General features: G+C 71.3%; 15 protein-coding genes. 3 read left to right on the top strand and 12 right to left on the bottom strand.

Annotated features, from left to right (window positions below; genetic code table 11):
• Positions 1-27: 27 nt before the first annotated feature.
• From AC07Q9_RS09940 to AC07Q9_RS09995, 12 genes are all read right to left on the bottom strand, one after another.
• The gene (locus AC07Q9_RS09940) at positions 28-1,029 is read right to left on the bottom strand and encodes a FecR family protein (RefSeq protein ID WP_495309113.1); all 1,002 of its coding nucleotides are present in this window, start codon (positions 1,027-1,029) and stop codon (positions 28-30) included.
• 11 nt (positions 1,030-1,040) lie between these two features.
• Positions 1,041-1,589: an RNA polymerase sigma factor gene (locus tag AC07Q9_RS09945; RefSeq protein ID WP_495309115.1), complete on the bottom strand. Its 549-nt coding sequence runs from the start codon at positions 1,587-1,589 to the stop codon at positions 1,041-1,043.
• Positions 1,586-2,311, bottom strand: coding sequence for a hypothetical protein (locus tag AC07Q9_RS09950; RefSeq protein ID WP_495309117.1), 726 nt, complete (start codon positions 2,309-2,311; stop codon positions 1,586-1,588). Before AC07Q9_RS09950 ends, AC07Q9_RS09945 begins: the two co-directional genes overlap by 4 nt.
• 233 nt (positions 2,312-2,544) lie before the next feature.
• Positions 2,545-3,771, bottom strand: coding sequence for a substrate-binding domain-containing protein (locus tag AC07Q9_RS09955; RefSeq protein WP_495309119.1), 1,227 nt, complete (start codon positions 3,769-3,771; stop codon positions 2,545-2,547).
• A gap of 164 nt (positions 3,772-3,935) precedes the next feature.
• Positions 3,936-5,141, bottom strand: coding sequence for a type II secretion system inner membrane protein GspF (gene gspF / locus AC07Q9_RS09960; protein WP_495309121.1), 1,206 nt, complete (start codon positions 5,139-5,141; stop codon positions 3,936-3,938).
• 7 nt (positions 5,142-5,148) lie between these two features.
• The gene (gspE, locus tag AC07Q9_RS09965) at positions 5,149-6,591 is read right to left on the bottom strand and encodes a type II secretion system ATPase GspE (RefSeq protein ID WP_495309123.1); all 1,443 of its coding nucleotides are present in this window, start codon (positions 6,589-6,591) and stop codon (positions 5,149-5,151) included.
• Complete coding sequence (gene gspD / locus AC07Q9_RS09970; protein ID WP_495309125.1) at positions 6,588-9,185, bottom strand: type II secretion system secretin GspD; 2,598 nt, start codon at positions 9,183-9,185, stop codon at positions 6,588-6,590. Before gspD ends, gspE begins: the two co-directional genes overlap by 4 nt.
• Positions 9,182-9,787 carry a type II secretion system protein M gene (locus AC07Q9_RS09975; protein WP_495309127.1) on the bottom strand — a complete coding sequence of 202 codons (606 nt, stop codon included), beginning with the start codon at positions 9,785-9,787 and terminating at the stop codon, positions 9,182-9,184. Before AC07Q9_RS09975 ends, gspD begins: the two co-directional genes overlap by 4 nt.
• A complete protein-coding gene (gene gspL, locus AC07Q9_RS09980; RefSeq protein WP_495309129.1) occupies positions 9,784-10,980 on the bottom strand; it encodes a type II secretion system protein GspL in 1,197 nt (398 codons plus the stop codon). Before gspL ends, AC07Q9_RS09975 begins: the two co-directional genes overlap by 4 nt.
• On the bottom strand, positions 10,977-11,927 hold the full coding sequence (gene gspK / locus AC07Q9_RS09985) for a type II secretion system minor pseudopilin GspK (RefSeq protein ID WP_495309131.1): 951 nt from the start codon (positions 11,925-11,927) through the stop codon (positions 10,977-10,979). The genes gspL and gspK overlap by 4 nt, the downstream gene beginning before the upstream one ends.
• Positions 11,928-11,996: 69 nt before the next feature.
• The gene (gene gspG / locus AC07Q9_RS09990) at positions 11,997-12,428 is read right to left on the bottom strand and encodes a type II secretion system major pseudopilin GspG (RefSeq protein WP_489056829.1); all 432 of its coding nucleotides are present in this window, start codon (positions 12,426-12,428) and stop codon (positions 11,997-11,999) included.
• 115 nt (positions 12,429-12,543) lie between these two features.
• Complete coding sequence (locus tag AC07Q9_RS09995; RefSeq protein WP_495309133.1) at positions 12,544-13,905, bottom strand: homoserine dehydrogenase; 1,362 nt, start codon at positions 13,903-13,905, stop codon at positions 12,544-12,546.
• Positions 13,906-14,224: 319 nt separating this feature from the next.
• Here AC07Q9_RS09995 and AC07Q9_RS10000 point away from each other — a divergent pair, with 319 nt between their 5' ends.
• The 3 genes from AC07Q9_RS10000 (at position 14,225) to AC07Q9_RS10010 (ending at position 19,888) form a co-directional block, all read left to right on the top strand.
• Positions 14,225-16,918, top strand: coding sequence for a bifunctional acetate--CoA ligase family protein/GNAT family N-acetyltransferase (locus AC07Q9_RS10000; protein WP_495309135.1), 2,694 nt, complete (start codon positions 14,225-14,227; stop codon positions 16,916-16,918).
• A gap of 61 nt (positions 16,919-16,979) precedes the next feature.
• Positions 16,980-17,993, top strand: coding sequence for an Lnb N-terminal periplasmic domain-containing protein (locus AC07Q9_RS10005; protein ID WP_495309137.1), 1,014 nt, complete (start codon positions 16,980-16,982; stop codon positions 17,991-17,993).
• Positions 17,990-19,888, top strand: a complete 1,899-nt coding sequence (locus AC07Q9_RS10010; protein WP_495309139.1) for an esterase/lipase family protein — start codon at positions 17,990-17,992, stop codon at positions 19,886-19,888. The genes AC07Q9_RS10005 and AC07Q9_RS10010 overlap by 4 nt, the downstream gene beginning before the upstream one ends.
• Positions 19,889-19,893: the final 5 nt, after the last annotated feature.

Genomic DNA, 19,893 nt, shown 5'->3' on the forward strand with positions numbered 1-19,893 from the left:
GCAGGCTGCTCGCGGTGTGTCAGAAATTCAGCTCAGCAGCACGATGCCGCCCGGCAGGCTGCGCAACTTCGCGCCGTAGAGCTCGCGGATCATCGCCAGCGCGTTGTCGATGCTGCGCAGCGACAGCTGCATGCGCACCGCCACGCGGCCCAGCGCCTCGTTGCGCAGGATGATCCGGCCCGGCCGGTAGCGGTTGATCTCCGCGATGACCTCGGCCAGCGGCGTGCCGTCGAACGACAGCACGCCCGTGCCCCAGGTGCTCACGTTCGCCAGGTCGGCGCGCACCACCTCGTGCAGCCCGCTGGGGTCGTACACCACCTGCCGGCCCGCCTCGACCGAACGCTGCTGCCCGTTCACCGACACCAGCACGCGGCCGTCGAGACAGGTCACGCAGACCTCGGGCCCGGTGTGGCGGATGTTGAAGCGCGCGCCGCGCGCCTGCAGCCGACCGCCACCGGCTTCGACGAACAACTCGGCCTCGCCGGCCGTCGCGATCTCGGCTTCGCCGGCGACCAGCGCCAGTCCGCGCGCGCCCTGCAGGCGGTTGATCTGCGTCTGCGTGTTCATGCGCACACTGACGCCCTCGCCCAGCGCCACCTGCCGCTGCTCGCCGGTCGCGGTGCTGTAGTCGGCCGTCAGCTCGCCGACCGAAGGCCACAGGCCCAGCGGTGGATCGATCGCAAGCACGCCCGCGGTCACCGAGGCCGCGACCGCGCCGCCGAGAAAGGCACGGCGCCCCGGCGAATGCAGCGCGTTCGATAACGCTGGCCAGAAGCGGTGGCCCCGCGTGCGCGATGTGCGCGATCGTGCGGCTTCGGCCTGTCGTGCTGCTTCTTCGGCCAGCAGCGGATCGAGCGCGGACCACACGCGCATCAGCTCGCGCCAGGCCTGCGCGTGCGCGGCACTCAGCGCCGCCCACTGCTTGAAGGCGTCGGCATCCGCGCGCGTGGCCTGGCCCGAATGCAGGCGCGCCCACCAGGCCCGCGCCTGGCGCTCCAGCTGGCCGGTTTCGGTATCGGGGGAAGACATGGCGCTCATCATCAGTTGTGTCTCGGCCCGGCAAAGTGGCCGCGCTGCACCGCGTCCACGTCCGGCAAATGCTTCTTGCAGTAATCCAGTGCCGCGCGCAGTTCTTTCTCGACGGTGCTCAGCGACACCTCGAAGCGCAGCGCGATCTCGCTGTTGAGCAGCCCCTCGACCCGCGCGGCCACGAGGATCTCGCGGCGCCGCGCCGGCATGCGCGCCAGCACGTCGCTCAGCGCCTGCACGTCGCTGCGCGCGCTGGCAATGCGCTCTGGGTCGCTCGTTTCGTCCACGAGGTGAACGAGCGCATCGATCTCGCCACGCACCAGCAGCACGCTGTCGCGGCGGTAGCCGTCGGTCGCGATGTTGGCGGCCATGCGCAGCAGGTAGGCATCGGCGTTGTGCACCGTGCCCGCGTCGCCCATGGCCGCGAGCCGCAGCCAGGTTTCCTGCATGGCGTCGGCCGCGTCGTCGCGCGAACCGACGATGCGTTCGAGCTTGCCGCGCAGCTCGACATAGCGCGCGACCATGCGCGCGCGCAACGTGGAGGCCAGGCTCTCGCTCATGGCGCCACCGGCGGCGTGCAGTCGGTGCGCGCGCCCGGGCCTTCCGGCAACAGCAGCACCACGAGCGGTTGCGGCAGCGACGGCGGCGGCGGCGCGCCGACCGACAGCCGCTGCACCTTGAGCCGCACCGCGGCATCGCGGTCGGGTTCGCCGGTGGTGCTCAGCAGGCGAAAGCGGTCCACCGCGCCGTGCGCGTCCAGGTGCAGCTGCAGCGCGAGGCGGTAGCTGCCCGGCCGCGTCTGCGTGGTATCGCACAGGGCACCACGCAAGGCGTGCTGGACCTGTGCGGCATAGGCTTGATGCAAGACATCCCCTTCGTTGAAACCCGACCCCTCCAGGCCCGCCGCTTCCGGCGACAGGCCCGCCTCCTTCGGCCCCGCGGCGGCCTCGCGGATCACCACCGAGCCCGCGTTCGCATGGCGCGCCTCCATGCCCGTGCCGGCCAGCATCGCTTCGAGCGCCTCGGCCGCGCTCAGCGTGCCGCGCACCGCGCCCGACCGCCGCTGCGCGTGCTCGCCGTCGATCAGGATGTCCAGGCCGGTCATCCGGCTGTAGACATCGAGCGCATCGCCCAGCCGCTGCGGTGCGATGTCGAACGCCCGGCGTGCCGCCGATGCCGCCTTGGCGGCTGGCTCGGGTGGCTGCTGCGCCTGCACGCCCACGCCCCAGGCCAGGCACCCGATCAGTGCCAGGGCACGGACCGATGCCGCGTTCGCTCTCATACCGGTGGGACGCACAGGCTCCTGGGTGACTTCGTTCTTCCGCGCCCTCGGGACTGCGGAAGGCCGTGGTCACGGTAGTGATCGACGGTGACGCACGCATGACATTCATTCGTTCTGCTCCGCCGCGAACAGCGAAGAGGCCCCGGGGATCGGCCACGCCGAAGCGCAACCTCTCCACGGGGCCTCCGGTCGGCGAACGGGCGAGACCCGTTCAGGCCAGACCGATCAGCAACTTACGGACGGCCCTTGCCGTTGCAGACACCGGCGAAGCCGATGCTCAGCGGGCTGGAGGCGTTCAGGAAGTTGGCGGCGATGGCAGCCTTCCAGTTGTTGTTGGCGGCCGGCGGAGTGCCCGGCGAGGTGCCGTTCGGGATCACGACGAAGTTGTGGGAATTGACGGGATCGGTTTCGATCAGGCCGTCATAGGTCGTGCCGGTCAGGCCCGTCAGCAGGTTCTTGACCTTGGTCTGGATCGCGGCGTCCTTGTAGCACTGGTTCAGCAGCAGGTTGGTGGTGCCGAAGATCGGGTACTCGGTGCCGGCGGTCGGCATCACGTAGGCAGGCACCCAGTTCAGCGGGTTGCTCGCCGTGCCGGTGGGCAGCACTTGCTTGGCGAGCGCGTTGCGGATCGAGCTGGCGACCGGCAGCACGCCGTTGATCTTCGCGACCACGGCGTTGTTGGTGCCGGTGTAGTCCGGGTCCGGGCTCAGGTAGCTCACGCGCGCGTCCGTGGTCAGGGCGGCCTTCACGCCGCTGCTGCCCGTGGCCGACACCCAGTGTGCGGGGATCACGTTCGCCGGCGAGAGCGCGCCGCCGACCATGGTGGTAAAGCTGTTCGACACCGTGAAGCCGGCGCCCGGGCAGGCGGCCACGAGGTAGCGGCTCAGCAGTTCGTTGGTGCCGCTGGTGTCGGTGCGGTAGACCACGTTCACGGTCGTCGTGTCGGCCGTGCCGCGCACCTGGCCCCAGGTCTGGCCGCCGGTCTTGTTGCTGAAGATCGCGCACATCTTGGCGTCGGTCAGGTTCAGGTCGGCGATGCCAGCACGCTTGTAAGGGATGAGCACCGCGGTGGCCACGGCGGGCACCTGGATCATCGGGCCCCAGCCGGTGGTGCCGGCGGCGTTGGTGTTGTAGGTCGACAGCTCGCCCGAGCTCAGCGCGGAATCGCTGCCGGCGAAGTGCACCGACTGGCCTGCAGCCCAGGGCGGCGTGCCGCTCACGGACTCGTTGCGGAAGGCGGTCGCGCTGTTGTTGATGAAAGCCGTCTTGCCGGCGCCGCTGCCGGTGCCGGTGTAGCTGAAGTTGGTCTGACCCACGCCGCTGGGCAGCAGATCGTCATAGAGCAATTCGGGCAGGGTCGCACCGCCGCCGACGGCGATCTGGGCGGAAGCGGCGCCAGCGGCCGCGAGGGCTGCCATCATCACGGCCGACAGGGCGACCGACTTGAACTTTGCACGCATGGAAACTCCTTTGAAGGGACCAGAAAATTGGATTCGTGTCGCCTGTGCAGCGACAGGATCGATGGTGCGTTCGCGAGGTGACAGCCACCCGAAAAAAGCTCGGGAACACGCACCCGTGAATGCGTGCGAAACGGGGCGTCGGCGTGCGCCAAGCTCCCGAACATTCAGCGCACCATCTGGTTGATTTCCATGATCGGCATGAGCACCGCGAGCACGATGGCCATGACCACGCCCCCCATGGCGAGGATCATCAGCGGCTCCAGCAGCGTGGTCAGGCGCATCGCGCGGCGCTCCAGATCTCGGGAGAGGTTCTGCGCCGCGCGCTCGAACATGGCCGCCAACGCTCCCGTCTTCTCGCCGCTGGCCACCAGGTGCACGAGGTTCGACGGAAAAATCTTCTGTGCCTTCAGCGCCGCCGCGAGCGGTGCGCCCTCCTTCACGCGGCCCGTGGCCTCGAGCACGCAGCGGCGCAGCCAGTCGTTGCCCAGGGTCTGGCGCGCGGCCTCGAGCCCGCGCAACAGCGGCACGCCCGCGTCCATGAGGATCGCCAGCGTGGACGCGAAGCGCGCCGTGTCCACACCGAGCGCATAGCGCCCCACCAGCGGCAGGCGCAGCACGAGCGCATGCCAGCGCAGCCGCCGCCCCGCATCGCGCAGCGCGGCGCGGGCGAGCAACCCGGCGCCCGCGCACACGCCCGCTGTGAGCCAGCCCCATTCGCGCACGAAGGCGCTCGCGGCCAGCATCACGCGCGTGATGGCCGGCAGCTCCTGGCGCGCCTGCGCGAATGCGCCGATGACCTGCGGCACGACGTAGCCCAGCAGGAAGACCACGATGCACAGCGACACGAAACCGACGATGGCCGGGTAGATGAAGGCGGTGAGCACCTTGCCGCGCAGGGTGTCGCGGTTCTCGAGGTAGTCGGCCAGCCGTTCCATCACGCGTGCGAGGTCGCCCGAGTCTTCGCCGGCGCTGACGAGCGCGCGGTAGATCGGCGGAAAGTCGCGCGGCCGTTCGCCCAGTGCATCGGCCAGCCGCAGGCCGGCACGCACGCCGTCGCAAACCGCGCCCAATGCTTCGGCCACGTGGCGGCGCTCGGCCTGTTCGATGGTGGCGACCAGCGCGGCTTCGAGCGTGAGGCGCGCGCCCAGCAGGCTCGCGAGTTCGCGCGTGGCCCAGCACAGGTCGGCCGCGCCGAGCCTCGGCTGCAGCCAGGCCAGCGCACCGCCACTGGCCGCCTGCTCGCGGATGCCGAGCGGCGTCAGGCCGCGTTCACGCAGCTGGGCGCGCACGGCGCGCGCGGACTCGCCCTCGGCGCTGCCGCGCTGCAGCTCGCCGGCCGCGTTCGCCGCTTCGTACTGGAACCGTGCCATGGCGCGCTCAGGCGTCGCGCGTGACGCGCAGGATTTCCTCGGCGGTGGTCACGCCCTCGCGCACCCAGCGCTGACCGTCCTCGCGCATCGAACGCATGCCGTGGCGCACGGCGGCGGCGCGCATGGCCTGCTCGTCGCCGCCTTCGTGGATCAGGCGCCGGATGTCGTCGTGCACCACGAAGAGTTCGTGGATGCCCGTGCGCCCCTTGAAGCCCGAGTGGCCGCAGGCCGCGCAGCCCACGGGCAGGTAGACCGTGCGGCCGTCGTCCTGCACGCGCGGCGCCTTGCAGGCCGGGCAAAGGCAGCGCACCAGCCGCTGCGCCAGAACGCCCAGCAACGAAGACGACAGCAGGAAGGGCTCGATGCCCATGTCGGCCATGCGCGTGACGGCCGACACCGCGTCGTTGGTGTGCAGCGAGGCCAGCACGCCGTGGCCCGTGAGCGAGGACTGCACGGCGATCTGGGCGGTTTCCAGGTCGCGGATCTCGCCGATCATGAGGTTGTCGGGGTCCTGCCGCAGCGCGGCGCGCAGGGCCGCGCCGAAGGTCATGCCGATCTTGGCGTGCACCGGGATCTGGCCGATGCCGGGCAGGTCGTACTCCACCGGGTCTTCCACGGTGAGGATGTTGCTGGTGCCCAGATCGAGCTGGCCCAGCGCGGCGTACAGCGTGGTGGTCTTGCCGCTGCCCGTGGGGCCGGTGACCAGCACGATGCCGTGCGGCTGGCGCACCAGCCGCGTGAGCTCGGCCAGCGTGTCGGGCGCCATGCCCAGCCGTTCGAGCCGCAGCCGACCGGCGTCTTTCTCGAGCAGCCGCAGCACCGCGCGCTCGCCATGCGCCGTGGGCACGGTCGAGACACGCACGTCGATCGGCCGCCCGCCCACGCGCAGCGTGATGCGCCCGTCCTGCGGCAGGCGTTTTTCGGCGATGTCGAGCTGCGACATGATCTTGATGCGCGAAATCAGCGCCGCATGCAGCGCCCGGCGCGGCGTCACCACGTCGCGCAGCGTGCCGTCGACACGGAAGCGCACCACCGAATGGGTCTCGAAGGATTCGAGGTGCACATCGCTCGCGCCGTCGCGCGCGGCCTGGGTGAGCAGCGCGTTGATCATGCGGATGACGGGCGCGTCGTCCTGCGCGTCGAGCAGGTCGGTGACGGCCGGGATGTCCTGCATCAGCCGCGCCAGGTCGACCTGCTGCTCCACCGCACCGACCACCGAGGCGGCGTCGCCCGATTCGGCCTGGCGCTCGGCGAGCAGGCGCTCCATGTCGTCGTCGCCCACCTGCCGCAGCGGCAGCGCGCCCAGCAGGCGGCGCGCCTCGACCACGGCCCAGCCGGGCGTGCGCGGGCTGACCGCCAGGAAGGCCGCCTCGCCGTCGCGCTGCACCGCGACGCGCTGGCTGCGGGCCCAGGCCTGGGGCAAGGCGGTGTCGGCGCGGGCCGTGTTCACGGCGTCACCACCCGTTCGGGCCGGTAGCCCAGCTCGCGCAGCACGGCGACCGCGTTGTCCACGGCCTGCGGCTCGCGCGGCACGTCCACGCGCACCATCGCGCCCTCCCCGCCTGGGCCGCCGACGATGTAGGCGCCGATGCCGCTCACGCGCACGCGCTGCACGATGCGCAGCGCCTCCTGCTCGGTCTTGGTGTCGGCGAACTGCACCACGGTGACCTTGTCGTTGGCGCCGCCGTACAGCGCGGCGGGGTCGGACTCGACCGTCACGCCGGCCGGCAGCCGCGAGCGCTGCGTCGGGGGCGGCGGCGGTGCAGCGGCCGGTGCCTGGCGCACCGCGCTGGCCATGGCGGTGGCCGGCGGTGGCTGGTCGCGCGTGTGCTCCCAGCTCTGGGGGCGCAGGTCGACCTCGGGTGCCTGCCGCAAGCTGGGCAGGTCGGCCGGCGGCAGCAACGGCGCGCCGCTGTCGGGCAGCAGGCCATGCGCCATCGGGCGTGCGCGACCCTGCTGCAGGCGCATGAAGTTGTAGCGGTCGAGCGTGAGGCCGCGGCTGGCGTTGGCGTCGCGGATCACGTAGGGCCGCAGGAACACCATGAGGTTGGTCTTGACGCGCTGGCGCTTGTCGTAGCGAAACAGGTTGCCCAGCAGCGGCAGCGAGCCCAGGCCCGGCACGGCCTCGGTGCCGTTGGCGACGCTGTCTTCCATCAGCCCGCCCAGCACCATGATCTGGCCGTCGTCCACGAGGATGCTCGTGTCCAGCGCGCGCTTGTTGGTGACGATGCCGGCCGCGCCCGAGGTCTGCTCGTCGATGCTGGACACCTCCTGGTAGATGTCGAGCTTGACCGTGCCACCCTCGGAAATCTGCGGCCGGATGTTGAGCTTCAGGCCGATGTCCTCGCGCTGGATGGTCTGGAACGGGTTGGTGCTGCTGTTGCCGTTGGTGATGTACTGGCCGCTCACGAAGGGCACGGTCTTGCCGACCATGATCGAGGCGGGTTCGTTGTCCAGCGTGAGGATGTTCGGCGTCGACAGGATGTTGGCGCCGTCCTTGGCCTGCAGCGCGCGCGCCAGCACCTTCAGGTTGAGCACCTCGCCCACGCCGGGCAGGTTGATGGTGCCGTCGACCACGCCGATGTTCAGCCCGCGCGGCATCGCATCGATGGTGGTGCGCGCATTGGCATTGAGGCCCGCGCCGCCGAAGTTGGTGCCGCCGCGCACGCGGCCATTGTTGCCGCCGGCCATCCACTGGATGCCCAGCTCGGCCGCGTCGCGCTCGGTGACCTCGACGATCAGGCTTTCGACCAGCACCTGCGCGCGCCGCTGGTCGAGCAGGTCGATCACGCTGCGCAGGCTGCGGTACATCGGGTCGGGCGCCGCGATGATGAGCGTGTTGGTGGTGGCGTCGGCCTGCACCGTGACGCCGCCGCTGGAGAACGCGGTGGACGCACCGCCATTGCCGCCTGCCGCACCCTGCGCCTGGCCGTTGGCACCGCCGGCCGCGCCGCGCAGGCCGCCGAACTTGCCGGCGCTGCTTGCCGTGGCGCCGCCGGTCGCGGGCTGGCTGCCAGTGGCCGACGCACCATTCGCTGCGCCGCCATTCGCCGCCCCCGCCCCGCCGAGCATGCCGCCCGCGCCCAGCGCCGCGCGCACCGAGCTGCCGCCGCCACCCGTGGCGCTCTGGTCGCCCGATTCGCCGGTGAGCAGCCCGCGCAGCACGTTCGCCAGGTGCACCGCCTGCGCGTTGCGCAGGTAGACCACGTGCAGGTTGCCCGGGTCGCCCTGCGCGCTTTCGAGCTTGCCGATGAGTTCGCGCGCCAGCGCCGTGCGGCCCGGGCTGCTGGAGCGGATCACGATGCTGTTGGAGCGCGGGTCGGCCAGCACCACGATGTCGCGCCGGCCTTTTTCGCCGCTGCCTTCGAGCAGCTCGGTGGCCAGCGCGGCGATGTCCGTGGCGATGCCGTGGCGCAGCTTGACCAGCTGGGCGTCGAGCGCGGTGGGCGTGTCGATGCTCTCGATGATGCGTGCCAGCCGCTCGAGGTTGTCGATGTAGTCGGTGACGACCAGCGTGTTGTTGGCGGCGTAGGCCGCGATGCTGTTCTCGGCCGCGACCAGCGGCTTGAGCACCGGCACCATCGCCTCGGCGTTCTCGTAGTTGAGCCGGAAGGTACGCGTCGCGAGCCCGCCGCCGGGGCTGCGCGCGTTGACCGATCCGCCCTGCTGCTTCGCGTCGGCCACCGGCACGACGCGGCTCACCTCGCCCACGTCGACGATCGCGAAGCCGCGCATGCGCAGCGCCGAGGCCAGCATGCCGTAGGCGGTGGCGGCCGGCACCTCGCCTTCGGAGACCAGCGTGATCTGCCCCTTCACGCGCGGATCGAACAGGAAGTTGCGCCCCAGGAACCGCGCCAGCGCCGAGACCACCGAGGTGATGTCGGCATCGACGAAGTTCAGCACCACGCGCTCTTCGGCACCGGCACGCGGCACGGTTTTGGCGGGCGGCGATGAGGTCGCGGCGCTGGCGGCGATCGCGAACACACCCAGGCAGCATGCCGCCGTCCATCGGCGCAGGGCCGCGCCGTTTCGATCTCGTGTCACTGGCCATCCTTGGTGAGTTGTGTGGACTGCAGCGCCACCGCGCCGCGCACGCGGCCCTGCGGCGTGCCCTCGCTGTTGTCGTCGGAACTGTCGATGCGCGCCAGCTGCGCCTGCGTGACCTCGAGGTCACGGCGCGCCGAGACCGCCACGAGCCAGGCGAACACCTGCGCGGCCGGCACGGGCTCCGAAAATTCGACGCGCCATGCGCGGGCGGGTTGCGCGGGGCTCCCGGCTGCGGGAGGCCCGTCGGCCACGGCGTCGTGCAGGCGGTAGCGACCGCGCAGGCCGGCGCGGTCGAGGGCGGCGTCGATGCCGCCCTGTGCCGCTTCAGGCATGGCATGGGCGCCGGGCACGTCGGCCAGCAGCGTGTCGAGTTCGGCGGACTGGGCCCGCAGCTTGGGCAGGTCGCGCTGCCAGCGGGCGACGGTGTCGAGCGCGGGGCGGGCCAGGCCCAGCCACAGGATCGCCAGCACCACGATCAGCAGCGCAACGCCCGCGCCGAGCCGGTCGCGTGCGGGAAGCCCACGCCAGCGCCCGGTCGCTTCGCGTGCCATCCGCCGCGCGGGGTCGAGGAGGACGCCGCCCCTTCGGGACAGGTTCACGGGGTGTCCTTCTCTGCGCGGGCCGTGGCCGGCGTGATGCGCAGTGCGCCGGCCTCCGGGTCGGCGGACAGGCTTCGCTCGCGCGCCTGCGCCTGCAGCACGCGCAGCGCCTCGGTGTTCGGCGTCGCGCCCTCGCGCCAGCGGATGCGCAGCTCGCCCGCCGTGTAGTGCAGCGCCTGAACCTGCCCGGCCGGCAGCTGCGCGAGCAAGCCCACCGCCGCGCGCGACAGCGCCGCGTAGTCGCCGCCAACCGTAGCCTGCGGTACCTGGCCCGCCCGCGCCTCCTTCTGCTGGCGCGCCTGCTGCACCGGGTTGACGACCACGGGCAGCTCGGGAAACGCGGCCTTGACCCGCACGGCCATCTCCCGCTTCAGGGCCTGGCCCTGCGTCGCCAGCCGGTGGGCATGCACCTGGAGACCGGCCGTCCACACCAGCGCGGCCATGCAACCCCACAAGGCCGCCGGCCGCAGCAGCGCCGCCACGCCCGCGTGCACCTGCGCGGGGTCGCTCGCGGACAGCGCCCAGCGCCAGCCCTCGCCCGACCAGCGCGCCGGGTCGCCCTCCTCCTGCGCCGTCCAGTGCACGGCGGGCGGTGCCGCTTCGCCGGTCGTCACATGTGCCGCGAGCGCGGCGTCGCGGTCCGCGCCGTGCGGCAGCGCCTGCATGAAGCCCGTGCCGGCGCCGGTGCGCACCACGAGCCAGCGGTCCAGCTGCAGGCCTGTCCAGCCCTGGGTGGGCATCGGCAGGAAGGCGGTCGGCAGGCACAGCGCACGCGGCGCCATGCCGTGCCGCCGCAGCAGCACCAGCCAGCGCGCCATCGCGTCGCGCGCGATCCAGGCGGCCGGCACCGTGCCATCGGCCCCGCGCGGGCCGATGCCGACCGCCAACGCGTCGATCGGTTGCAGCGCACAGGGCTCGATGGCCCCGAGCACCGCCGCATGCAGGTGCCGCCCGGTCAGCGGCGGCAGCGCGAAGCTCGCCAGCGCCACTTCGCCCGGCGCCAGCGCGACCTCGAGATGGCGCGCCTCGAAGCGCCCGACCACGGCCGCCAGCGCGAGCGCGCCGCCGTCGTGCCAGCGGCCATCGGCGGTGCGCCAGCCGCAGTGCAGCTCGGCGTCCACGGGATCGGCTTCGCCCTCGCCCGGCCAGGGCGGCAATTGCAGGCGCAGGCGATCGACCTTCAGCGCGCTCACACGCCCTCCCGCAGCCAGACCACGCGCGGCACGCTGGTCTTGTCGTCCTGCAGCAGCGCGACCTGCACGAACTTCGTGCGCGGCGTGTCGAGCACGCTGGCCACGCGGAACCAGTTGCTGTCGATGCCGATGCGCACGTCGCGCTCGTCGAGCGCGGGCATCTGGAGCCGGTTCGCAAAGTCGCCGCGGTTGATGAACCACTGGCCGCGGTCGCGCGCGGCGAGCAGCGCGCGCGCCTTGTCCAGCGCCAGCCCGGGCACGCCGGCCGCGAGCAGTTCGGCGCTGGCCGTGTTCGCGTTGATCCAGGTGCGCGCCGGCAGCAGCGTGACGAAAGGCGCGAGCCGCGTGATCACGCCGGCATCGACGCCGGGCACGGCCAGCAGGTCTTCGAGCACGCGCGGGCGCGGGGCCTGCGGGGCACGCGGCAACGCCGGCGGCAGGCCCAACGTCGCTGCCATGGTGTCGGCCGCCGCATCGGGCATCGTCTGCGCGGCTTCGCCTTCGGGGTCGGCGATGCTGCCGACCACGCGCCGCATGAGCGCCTGGGCCTGGGCCTGCGAGACGCCCGTCATCGTGCAAAGCCGTTGGAACACGGCCGCTTCGGCCGGGTCGATGCGGCCCCGGTCGACGAGGTTGCGCAGGTTGAACTTGCTCTGCTCGTCGCTGATCTCGCTGAGCAGCCGCGCGCCCTCGGCGGCCACCTGCCCCGCCACGGGCCCGGCGAACGGCCGGGTCCACAGGCCGTCCAGCCGCGTGGTCGGCTCGCGCACGGCCTCGGCGCGCAGCAGCCGCTGCGCCGCGCCCAGCTCCCCGCGCAGCAACCAGCGCGCCTGCACGCGCGATTGCTCGCCCTGCGTGGTGCGGATGAAGGCCGACTGCCGCCCGAGCAGCGCCGCTGCCAGCGCGGCAATCACCGCGACGATCAGCAAGGCGCTGATCACCGCCATGCCGCGCATGCGCCGTTGCCGGCGGCCTGTTCCGATCCCTGCCATCGCGCCCACGGTGCCGTTCCCGCGCTACCAGGAGCCGATGTCCGCGTTGGCTTTTTCTCCGTCGGGCTCGCCGTCGGCGCCCAGCGAGAACACGTCGACCTCGCCGTGCGTGCCGGGGTTCAGGTACTGGTAGGCGTTGCCCCACGGGTCCTGGGGCAGACGTTCGAGGTAGGTGCGCCAGTTCGTCGGCACCTTGCCCGTGGCCGGCTTCTCGACGAGCGCGCGCAGGCCCTGCGTGGCGCTGGGGTAGGCGCCGTTGTCCAGGCGGTAGAGCTTCAGCCCCTGCATGATCGCGGCCACGTCCTGCCGGGCCGCGGTGGCGCGGGCCTGGTCGGGGCGGTCCATCAGGCTCGGCACGATGAGCGCGGCGAGCACGCCGATGATGACCAGCACCACCATCAGTTCGATGAGGGTGAAGGCCCGCTCGGCACGGCGACGGATTGAACGGGCGGCCATGTTCCACAACTCCCGGGAAAAGACTTCACAAGGACAACGACGAGCACTGCGGGCCATCCTCGCAGCGGCGCATGTCAGTCCGATTGAAAATCCTCGGGAGTTCGGTGACAGGCCTTCAGTCGTCCAGCGTTTCGACGCGCAGTGCGATCACCGGGCCCGCCACGACCGGGCTCGTCTGCAACGCGTGCAAGGCGAGATCGACCGCGCTTTGCAGCGCCGATTCAGTGATCACCAGCACCTGCGGCGCCGCATCCGCAGGCCCGTTCGCCAACACCAGTTGCCGCACCGGCAGCCGCTGCGCGGCCAGCAGCTCGGCCACGGCCGCGATGTCGGTCGCTGCCTGCACCGGCACGCGCAGGTAGTGCGCGCTGCGCACGGCCGCGCGCGGCAGCACCGGCAGTTCGCGCACCGCATGCGCATGAAAGCCGGTGTGCGGCACGCGCTGGCCGGCGTGGGTGCCGTCCAGGCGCGCCACGTCGACCAGGTCGGCGATCACGGCCGAGGCGGTCTGCTCCGAACCGGCACCCGCGCCGTAGTACATCGTGACGCCCGCCGCGTCGGCCTTGACCATGATGCCGTTCATCGAGCCGTTCACCTGCGCGAGCAGGTGCGTCGCCGGCACCAGCGCGGGTTGCACGCGCAGCTCCACCCCTTCTTCACGGCGGCGCGCCACGCCCAGCAGCTTGACGCGAAAGCCCAGCTGCTCGGCGCAGGCCACGTCCAGGCGCTGCAGCGCGGTGATGCCCTCGACCTGCGCATCGGCAAAGCGCACCGGCATGCCGAAGGCATTGGCGGCCAGCAGTGCGGTCTTGTGGGCGGCGTCGACGCCCTCGATGTCGAAGGCCGGGTCGGCCTCGGCATAGCCCAGCGCCTGGGCCTGCGCGAGCGCATCGCCGAAGTCCAGGCCCTCGTCGCGCATCTTGCTCAGGATGAAGTTGGTGGTGCCGTTGACGATGCCCGCCACCCATTCGATGCGATTGGCCGTGAGGCCCTCGCGCAGCGCTTTCACGATGGGGATGCTCACCGCCACCGCGCCCTCGTACATCACGGCCACGCCGTGCGCGCTGGCGGCGGCGAAGATCTCGGGGCCGTGCACGGCCAGCAGCGCCTTGTTGGCCGTGACCACGTGCTTGCCATGCGCAATGGCCGCCAGCACCCAGTCGCGCGCCGGGCCGGTGCCGCCGGCCACCTCGACCACCACGTCGACATCGGGGTCGGTGGCGACCTGCATCGGGTCGGCTGTGAGCGCCACGCCCTCACCCACGATGCCCTGGGCGCGCGCGAGGTTGCGCGCCGCGACCACCGTCACCTCGATGCCGCGCCCGGCGCGGGCGGCGATGAGGTCCTGGTTGCGGGCCAGCACGCGGAAGGTGCCCGCGCCCACGGTGCCGATGCCGATCATGCCGACGCGCAGGGGGCGAATGGCCGCAGGATGGCTGGGCTGGGGCAGGAAGGACGAGACGGGATCGCGGTACATGGGCTTCTCCAAACAACGAACGAACAAGACAAAAACAAAAAAACCCAGCTGCCAGCTGGGTTTCGTTCATTCGGGAGAAGAGACACCAGGTGGCTGCCGGAGCGGCCACCCTGCGCGTGCTCAGGGGGCCGCGGCGGTCATGGTGGTAATCATTCGTGCATTCACTGCGTCGCTCGTTCGCACGCAGGCGGCGAACGGCATCGTGCGGCCGACAACGGCGGCGCTGGATGCTGCAACGGGGGAAAGTGAAAGGCACGACATGAGCCGGCGAGTGTACACGCGGTGCTTGCGGCACGCCCCGATCCGGGCAAACTAGGGCATGGACAAGCATTTCCTGACCCCCCTGTTCGCCCCGGCGTCGATCGTGGCCTTCGTCGGCCAGCCCAGCGATCCGGGCGGCCAGACCGCCCTGGGCCACACGCTGCGCGAAGCCTTCCGCGCCGACCGCTTCGACGGCACCCTGCGCTTTCTCGACGTGCGCACCCAGGGCACGCTCGAAGAGCTGGCGCAGACGCATGCCGACCTGGCGCTGATCGCGCTGGCGCCGCGCGACGTGGCCGCCGCGCTCGAGATCGCGGGCCGCATCGGCTGCAAGGCGGCGGTGGTCATCTCCACCGGCATCGCCGCCGAACAGGCCGCGCAGTGGCGCAAGATCGCGCGCCGCGAAGGCGTGCACCTGCTGGGCCCGAATTCGCTGGGCTTCCAGCGCCCGCCGCTGCACCTGAACGCCAGCGTGGCCGGCCCGCTCGCGCGCACGGGGCCGCTGGCGCTGGTGTCGCAGTCGGGTGCGCTCACGGCCTCGATGCTCGACTGGGCACGGCAGAACGGCGTGGGCTTTTCCAGCGTGGTGTCGCTCGGCCCGCACACCTCGGTCGACATCCCGCAGGTGCTCGACTTCCTGGCCAACGATTCGAGCACGCACAGCATCATCGTGTACCTCGAAGGCATTGCCGATGCGCGCCGCTTCATGAGCGCGCTGCGCTCGGCCTCGCACGCCAAGCCGGTGGTGGTGCTCAAGGCGGGCCGCAAGCCGGCCGGCAACGAGGCCGCGCAGACGCACAGCGCGGCCATCGTGGGCAGCGACGACGTGTTCGACGCCGCCCTGCGCCGCGCGGGCGCGGTGCGGGTGCGCTCCTTCGTCGAGCTGTTCTCGGCCGCCAAGTGCCTGGCCTCGCGCTACCGGCCGGTGGGCAAGCGGCTGGCCGTGGTCACCAACGGTGGCGGCCCCGGCGTGCTCGCGGCCGACTGGATCAACGAGATCGGGCTGGACCTGGGCCGCCTCTCGGCGCCCGCGCAGAAGCTGCTGCAGCCCTCGCTGCCCGCGCTCGCGTCGCTCACCGACCTCATCGACCTCTCGGAAGACGCCACGCCCGCGCACTTTCGCGCGGCCATCGACACGGCTTCGGCCGACAGCCAGATCGACGGCGTGCTCGCCATCTTCTCGCCCAAGGCCGGGGTCGACGCGGCCGCCACGGCGCGCGCGCTGGCCGACATTCCGCGCCCCATGCCCAAGCCGCTGCTGTCGTGCTGGATGGGCGATGCGTCGGTGGGCAATGCGCGGGCCGTGCTGGCCGAGGCCACCATTCCCAGCTTTCGCACGCCCGAGGCGGCCGTGGGCGCCTTCGGCAACATCGCGGCCTTCTATCAGAACCAGCAGCTGCTGCAGCAGACGCCGCCGCCGCTGTCGGCGCTGGCCAAGCCCGACATCGACGGCGCGCGCCTGCTCATCGAGAGCGTGCTGGCCGAGCGGCGCAAGGTGCTGACCGAGATGGAGTCGAAGTCGCTGCTGTCGTGCTTCCACATCCCGATCACGCGCACCCTGCTCGCGCGCAGCGCCAACGAGGCCATGATGATCGCCACGCAGCTGGGCTTTCCGGTGGCGCTGAAGATCGACTCGCCCGACATCTCGCACAAGTCCGACGTCGAGGGCGTGGCGCTGAATGTGATGAACGGCACCAGCGCGCGCGACACCTACCTGGAGATGATGGAGCGCGTGGCGCGCCTGGCGCCCGACGCGCGCATCAACGGCGTGACCGTGCAGAAGATGGTGCGCGCGCGGCGCGGGCGCGAAATCTACGTGGGCCTGGTCACCGACCAGCCCTTCGGCCCGGTGATCGTCTTCGGCGCGGGCGGCACCATGATCGAGCTCATGAACGACCGTGCCATGGAGCTGCCGCCGCTGAACCAGTTCCTGGCGCGCCACCTCATCGAGCGCTCGCGCGTGGCCGAGACGCTGGGCGAATGGCGCGGCGCGAACCCCGTGAACATGGAGGCCATCGAGGACGTGCTGCTGCGCGTGTCCGAAATGGTGTGCGAGCTGCCCGAGCTGCGCGAGATGGACATCAACCCCATCATCGTGGACGAGCACGGCGCGGTGTCGGTCGATGCGCGCATCGTGGTGGACAGCAGCACGCAGGCCGTGGCGGGCCCGGTGGGCAACGGCTACCAGCACCTGGCCATCATGCCGTACCCCGCGCGCTACCGACGCGAATGGCCCCTGCCCGGTGGCGGCGCGTACGTCGTGCGGCCGGTGCACCCGAACGACGCGCAGATGCTGCAGGCGCTGGTGCAGGGCCTGTCGCCCGAGAGCCGGTGGTTCCGCTTCGTCTCGCGCTTCCATGAGCTGCCGCCGTCGATGCTGTCGCGCTTCACGCTGATCGACTACGACCGCGAGATGGCGCTGGTCGCCACCGTGATGGAGCGCAGCACCGCGCCCGACGGCACTGTGCTCGAAACCGAGCGCATCGTGGGCGTGTCGCGCTACATCACCAACCCCGACCAGACCAGCTGCGAGTTCTCGCTCGTGGTGGCCGACGAGTTCAGCGGCAAGGGCATCGGCTCGCGCCTCATGGAAAGCATCATCGACGTGGCGCGCGACCGCGGCCTCTCGGAAATGGACGGGCTGGTGCTGGCCGGCAACCCCGACATGCTCAAGCTGGTGCGCCGCCTGGGCTTCACGGTGAAGTCCTTCCCCGAAGACCCGGACTTCAAGCTGGTGACCTACCCGCTGTAGGCCAGAAAGGGACGGCCGCAACTCGACGAAAATCGGCCGCCTTCTCTCTGTGCCTTCTTTCATGCTCCGAATCCTCTTGCGCTCCCTCGGCCGTCTGCTGGTGAGCTTCGCCCTGCTGCTGTCCGCCGCCTGGGCCTGCGCGGCCCTCTGGTACCAGCTGCCGGTGGCAACGCCGCTCAAGGTCGGCGCGATGGTGCTGTGGGGCCTTTTCGGCCTGGCGGCGATCGTGCTCGTGTGGCGCGGCAAGGCCGCCCGACCGCTGCTGTCGTATGCCATCGGCTTCGCCATGCTGCTCGGCTGGTGGAACACCATCCTGCCCTCGCAGAACCGCGAATGGGCCGACGACGTGGCGCGCTACCTGACGCCGCGCGTCGAAGGCAGCGTGGTCACGATGGAGAACGTGCGCAACTTCGACTGGCGCAGCGACACCGACTACACCGTGCGCTGGGACACGCGCCGCTACGACCTGGACCGCCTGCGCTCGGTCGACGTGTCGCTGTCGTACTGGACCGGCCCGGCCATCGCCCACACGCTGGTGTCCTTCGGCTTCGACGACGGCCAGTACGTCACTTTTTCCATCGAGATCCGCAAGGAGCGCGGCGAAAGCTTCTCGTCCATCGGCGGCTTCTTCAAGCAATTCGAGAACAGCCTCGTGGCCGCTGACGAGCACGACATCCTGCGCGTGCGCACCAACGTGCGCGGCGAAGACGTCTACATGTACCGCGTGCGCCTGCCGCAGGCCGAGATGCGATCGCTGTTCCTCGGCTACGTGGGCGAGGCCAACGCGCTGGCGCGCGCGCCGAGCTTCTACAACACGCTCACCGCCAACTGCACGACCATCGTCTACAGCCTTGCCAGGCACGTCGTGCCCGGCCTGCCGATGGACTACCGCCTGCTGGCCTCGGGCTACCTGCCCGAGTACCTGCACGACGTGGGCGGCCTGACGCCCGGCCTGAGCATGGACGCGCTGCGCGCCGGCGGACGCATCACCGACCGGGCCATCGCCACGGACCAGCAGCCCGGCGTGAACTTCTCGCAGGCGATCCGCAACGGCCTGCCGGGCGTGGCGCCATGAGGCGCATCGGCTTCCCCACCCTGCTGCTGGCGCTGTCGCTGTTCACCGGCTGCGCGGGCGTCACCGTCGGCACCATCTCGCCGGCCGACTACCTGGCGCAGCGGCGCGGCGACGTGCTCACCACCGGCAAGCTCAGCAGCTCGGCGCAAGAAGTGCTGCGCGTCATCGGCTCCGACGCCGACCAGTGCCGCAAGGACGGCCGTGCCTGCCGCCAGAACCTCGCCACCTCCGCCGGCCTGAGCGACGAACAACGCATGTCGGCGTTGTCCGAGGTGTGGCTGCAGCTCGCGCTGGCGGGCGGCGTCGGCGGCTCGGCCGCGCAGCCCATGGCGCCCGAGGCCATCGAGGCCTGGCTGGAAACCGCGCGCCACGCCTACGCCTACCTGTTCTATACGGCGCGCAAGCCGCGCGACCGCGCCTTCGAAGACCGCCAGACGCAGGTGCGCGACTACTACAACTACGCGGTGCAACGCGCCATCACCGGCCTGTTCAGCCGCTACCGCAAGAGCGACATGTCGGTGGCCGCCATTCCGCAGGTGAGCGGCTGGCGCATCGACGCCGACCTGTCGGCGCTGCAGCTCGCGCCCGACGCGCCCCCGCCGAAAGAGCTGATTCCCGCCGCCTCGCTGACCTTCTCGGGCCTGCGCAACATCTACCGTCGCGACGGCTTCGGCGCCGAGCTGGTGGCCGCGGGCGACGACCGTCCCACCGCGGCGCAGGCCGACGAAGACGCCCCGCCCTTCAGCGAGACGCCCTTCCCCGCCCTCACCGCGCTGCTGCAGTTCGACGGTGCGACCTTGCAGGACGTGCTGGCCACGCGCACGCTGCGCATCGCCGTGTTCGATCCCTACCGCACCAGCACGATCCGCCTGGCCGGCGAAGAGATTCCGCTGGCCGCCAACTTCACCTCGGGCTACGGCCTGTGGCTGGCGCGTTCCGACTTCGCGCTGCAGGCGCTGCGCAGCCTCTTCGGCGGCGCCGAGGGCCTGACCCGGCCGCACATCTACCTGATGCAGCCCTACGACCCGAAGCGCCGCACCATCGTCATGCTGCACGGCCTGGCCAGCAGCCCCGAGGCCTGGATCAACGTGGCGAACGAAGTGCTCGGCGACGAGACGCTGCGCCGCCGCTACCAGATCTGGCAGGTGTACTACCCGACCAACGCGCCGCTGCCGCTGAACAACCTCGCCATCCGCGAAGCCATCACGCAGACCTTGGCGCACTTCGATCCGCAGGGCCGCGCCGAGGCCTCGCGCAACCTCACGCTCATCGGCCACAGCATGGGCGGCGTGCTCTCGCGCCTTTTGGTGTCGTCGTCGGGCGACGTGCTGTGGGACGCGCTGCGCGAGGGCTACCCCATGCCGGCCGCGCAGCGCCGCCGCATCGAGGAAGGGCTGGGGCCCTACCTGCGCTTCGAGCCGCTGCCCCAGGTCAGCGACGCCATCTTCATCGCCTCGCCGCACCGCGGCACCTCGTTCGCCAACAAGCGCATCTCGCGCTGGGTGGCCAACCTCATCACGCTGCCGGTGGCCATGCTGGGTCAGCTCAACGACATCTCGCGCGAGTTGATGCGCGTGGCGCCGAGTTCGCAGGACATGGGCCCGCTGCGCATTCCCAACAGCATCGACAACCTCAGCGACCGCGATGCCTTCGTGCGCCTGTCGTCGGGGCTGCCGCTGAGCCCGAAGGTGCGCTACCACTCGATCATCGGCAACGACACGCCGGGCCTGCCGCTGGCCGAGTCGAGCGACGGCATCGTGCCCTACGCCAGCGCGCACCTCGACGGCGCGGTGTCGGAGCTGGTGATTCCGTCGGCGCACAGCGTGCAGGAGCACCCGCTGGCGATCCTGGAGATCCGGCGCATCCTGCGCGAGCAGCTGCAGCGCGTGCCCTGAGGGCA

This window comes from Variovorax sp. GW821-FHT09A10 (assembly GCF_059418385.1).

Bases quoted from the DNA above. Each gene is read 5' to 3' on its own strand.
- AC07Q9_RS09940 (WP_495309113.1), bottom strand. From the start codon at position 1,029: ATGTCTTCCCCCGATACCGAAACCGGCCAGCTGGAGCGCCAGGCGCGG.
- AC07Q9_RS09955 (WP_495309119.1), bottom strand. From the start codon at position 3,771: ATGCGTGCAAAGTTCAAGTCGGTCGCCCTGTCGGCCGTGATGATGGCA.
- AC07Q9_RS09945 (WP_495309115.1), bottom strand. From the start codon at position 1,589: ATGAGCGAGAGCCTGGCCTCCACGTTGCGCGCGCGCATGGTCGCGCGC.
- AC07Q9_RS10000 (WP_495309135.1), top strand. From the start codon at position 14,225: ATGGACAAGCATTTCCTGACCCCCCTGTTCGCCCCGGCGTCGATCGTG.
- gspF (WP_495309121.1), bottom strand. From the start codon at position 5,141: ATGGCACGGTTCCAGTACGAAGCGGCGAACGCGGCCGGCGAGCTGCAG.
- AC07Q9_RS09995 (WP_495309133.1), bottom strand. From the start codon at position 13,905: ATGTACCGCGATCCCGTCTCGTCCTTCCTGCCCCAGCCCAGCCATCCT.
- AC07Q9_RS09950 (WP_495309117.1), bottom strand. From the start codon at position 2,311: ATGAGAGCGAACGCGGCATCGGTCCGTGCCCTGGCACTGATCGGGTGC.
- gspG (WP_489056829.1), bottom strand. From the start codon at position 12,428: ATGGCCGCCCGTTCAATCCGTCGCCGTGCCGAGCGGGCCTTCACCCTC.
- AC07Q9_RS10010 (WP_495309139.1), top strand. From the start codon at position 17,990: ATGAGGCGCATCGGCTTCCCCACCCTGCTGCTGGCGCTGTCGCTGTTC.
- gspK (WP_495309131.1), bottom strand. From the start codon at position 11,927: ATGGCGGTGATCAGCGCCTTGCTGATCGTCGCGGTGATTGCCGCGCTG.
- AC07Q9_RS10005 (WP_495309137.1), top strand. From the start codon at position 16,980: ATGCTCCGAATCCTCTTGCGCTCCCTCGGCCGTCTGCTGGTGAGCTTC.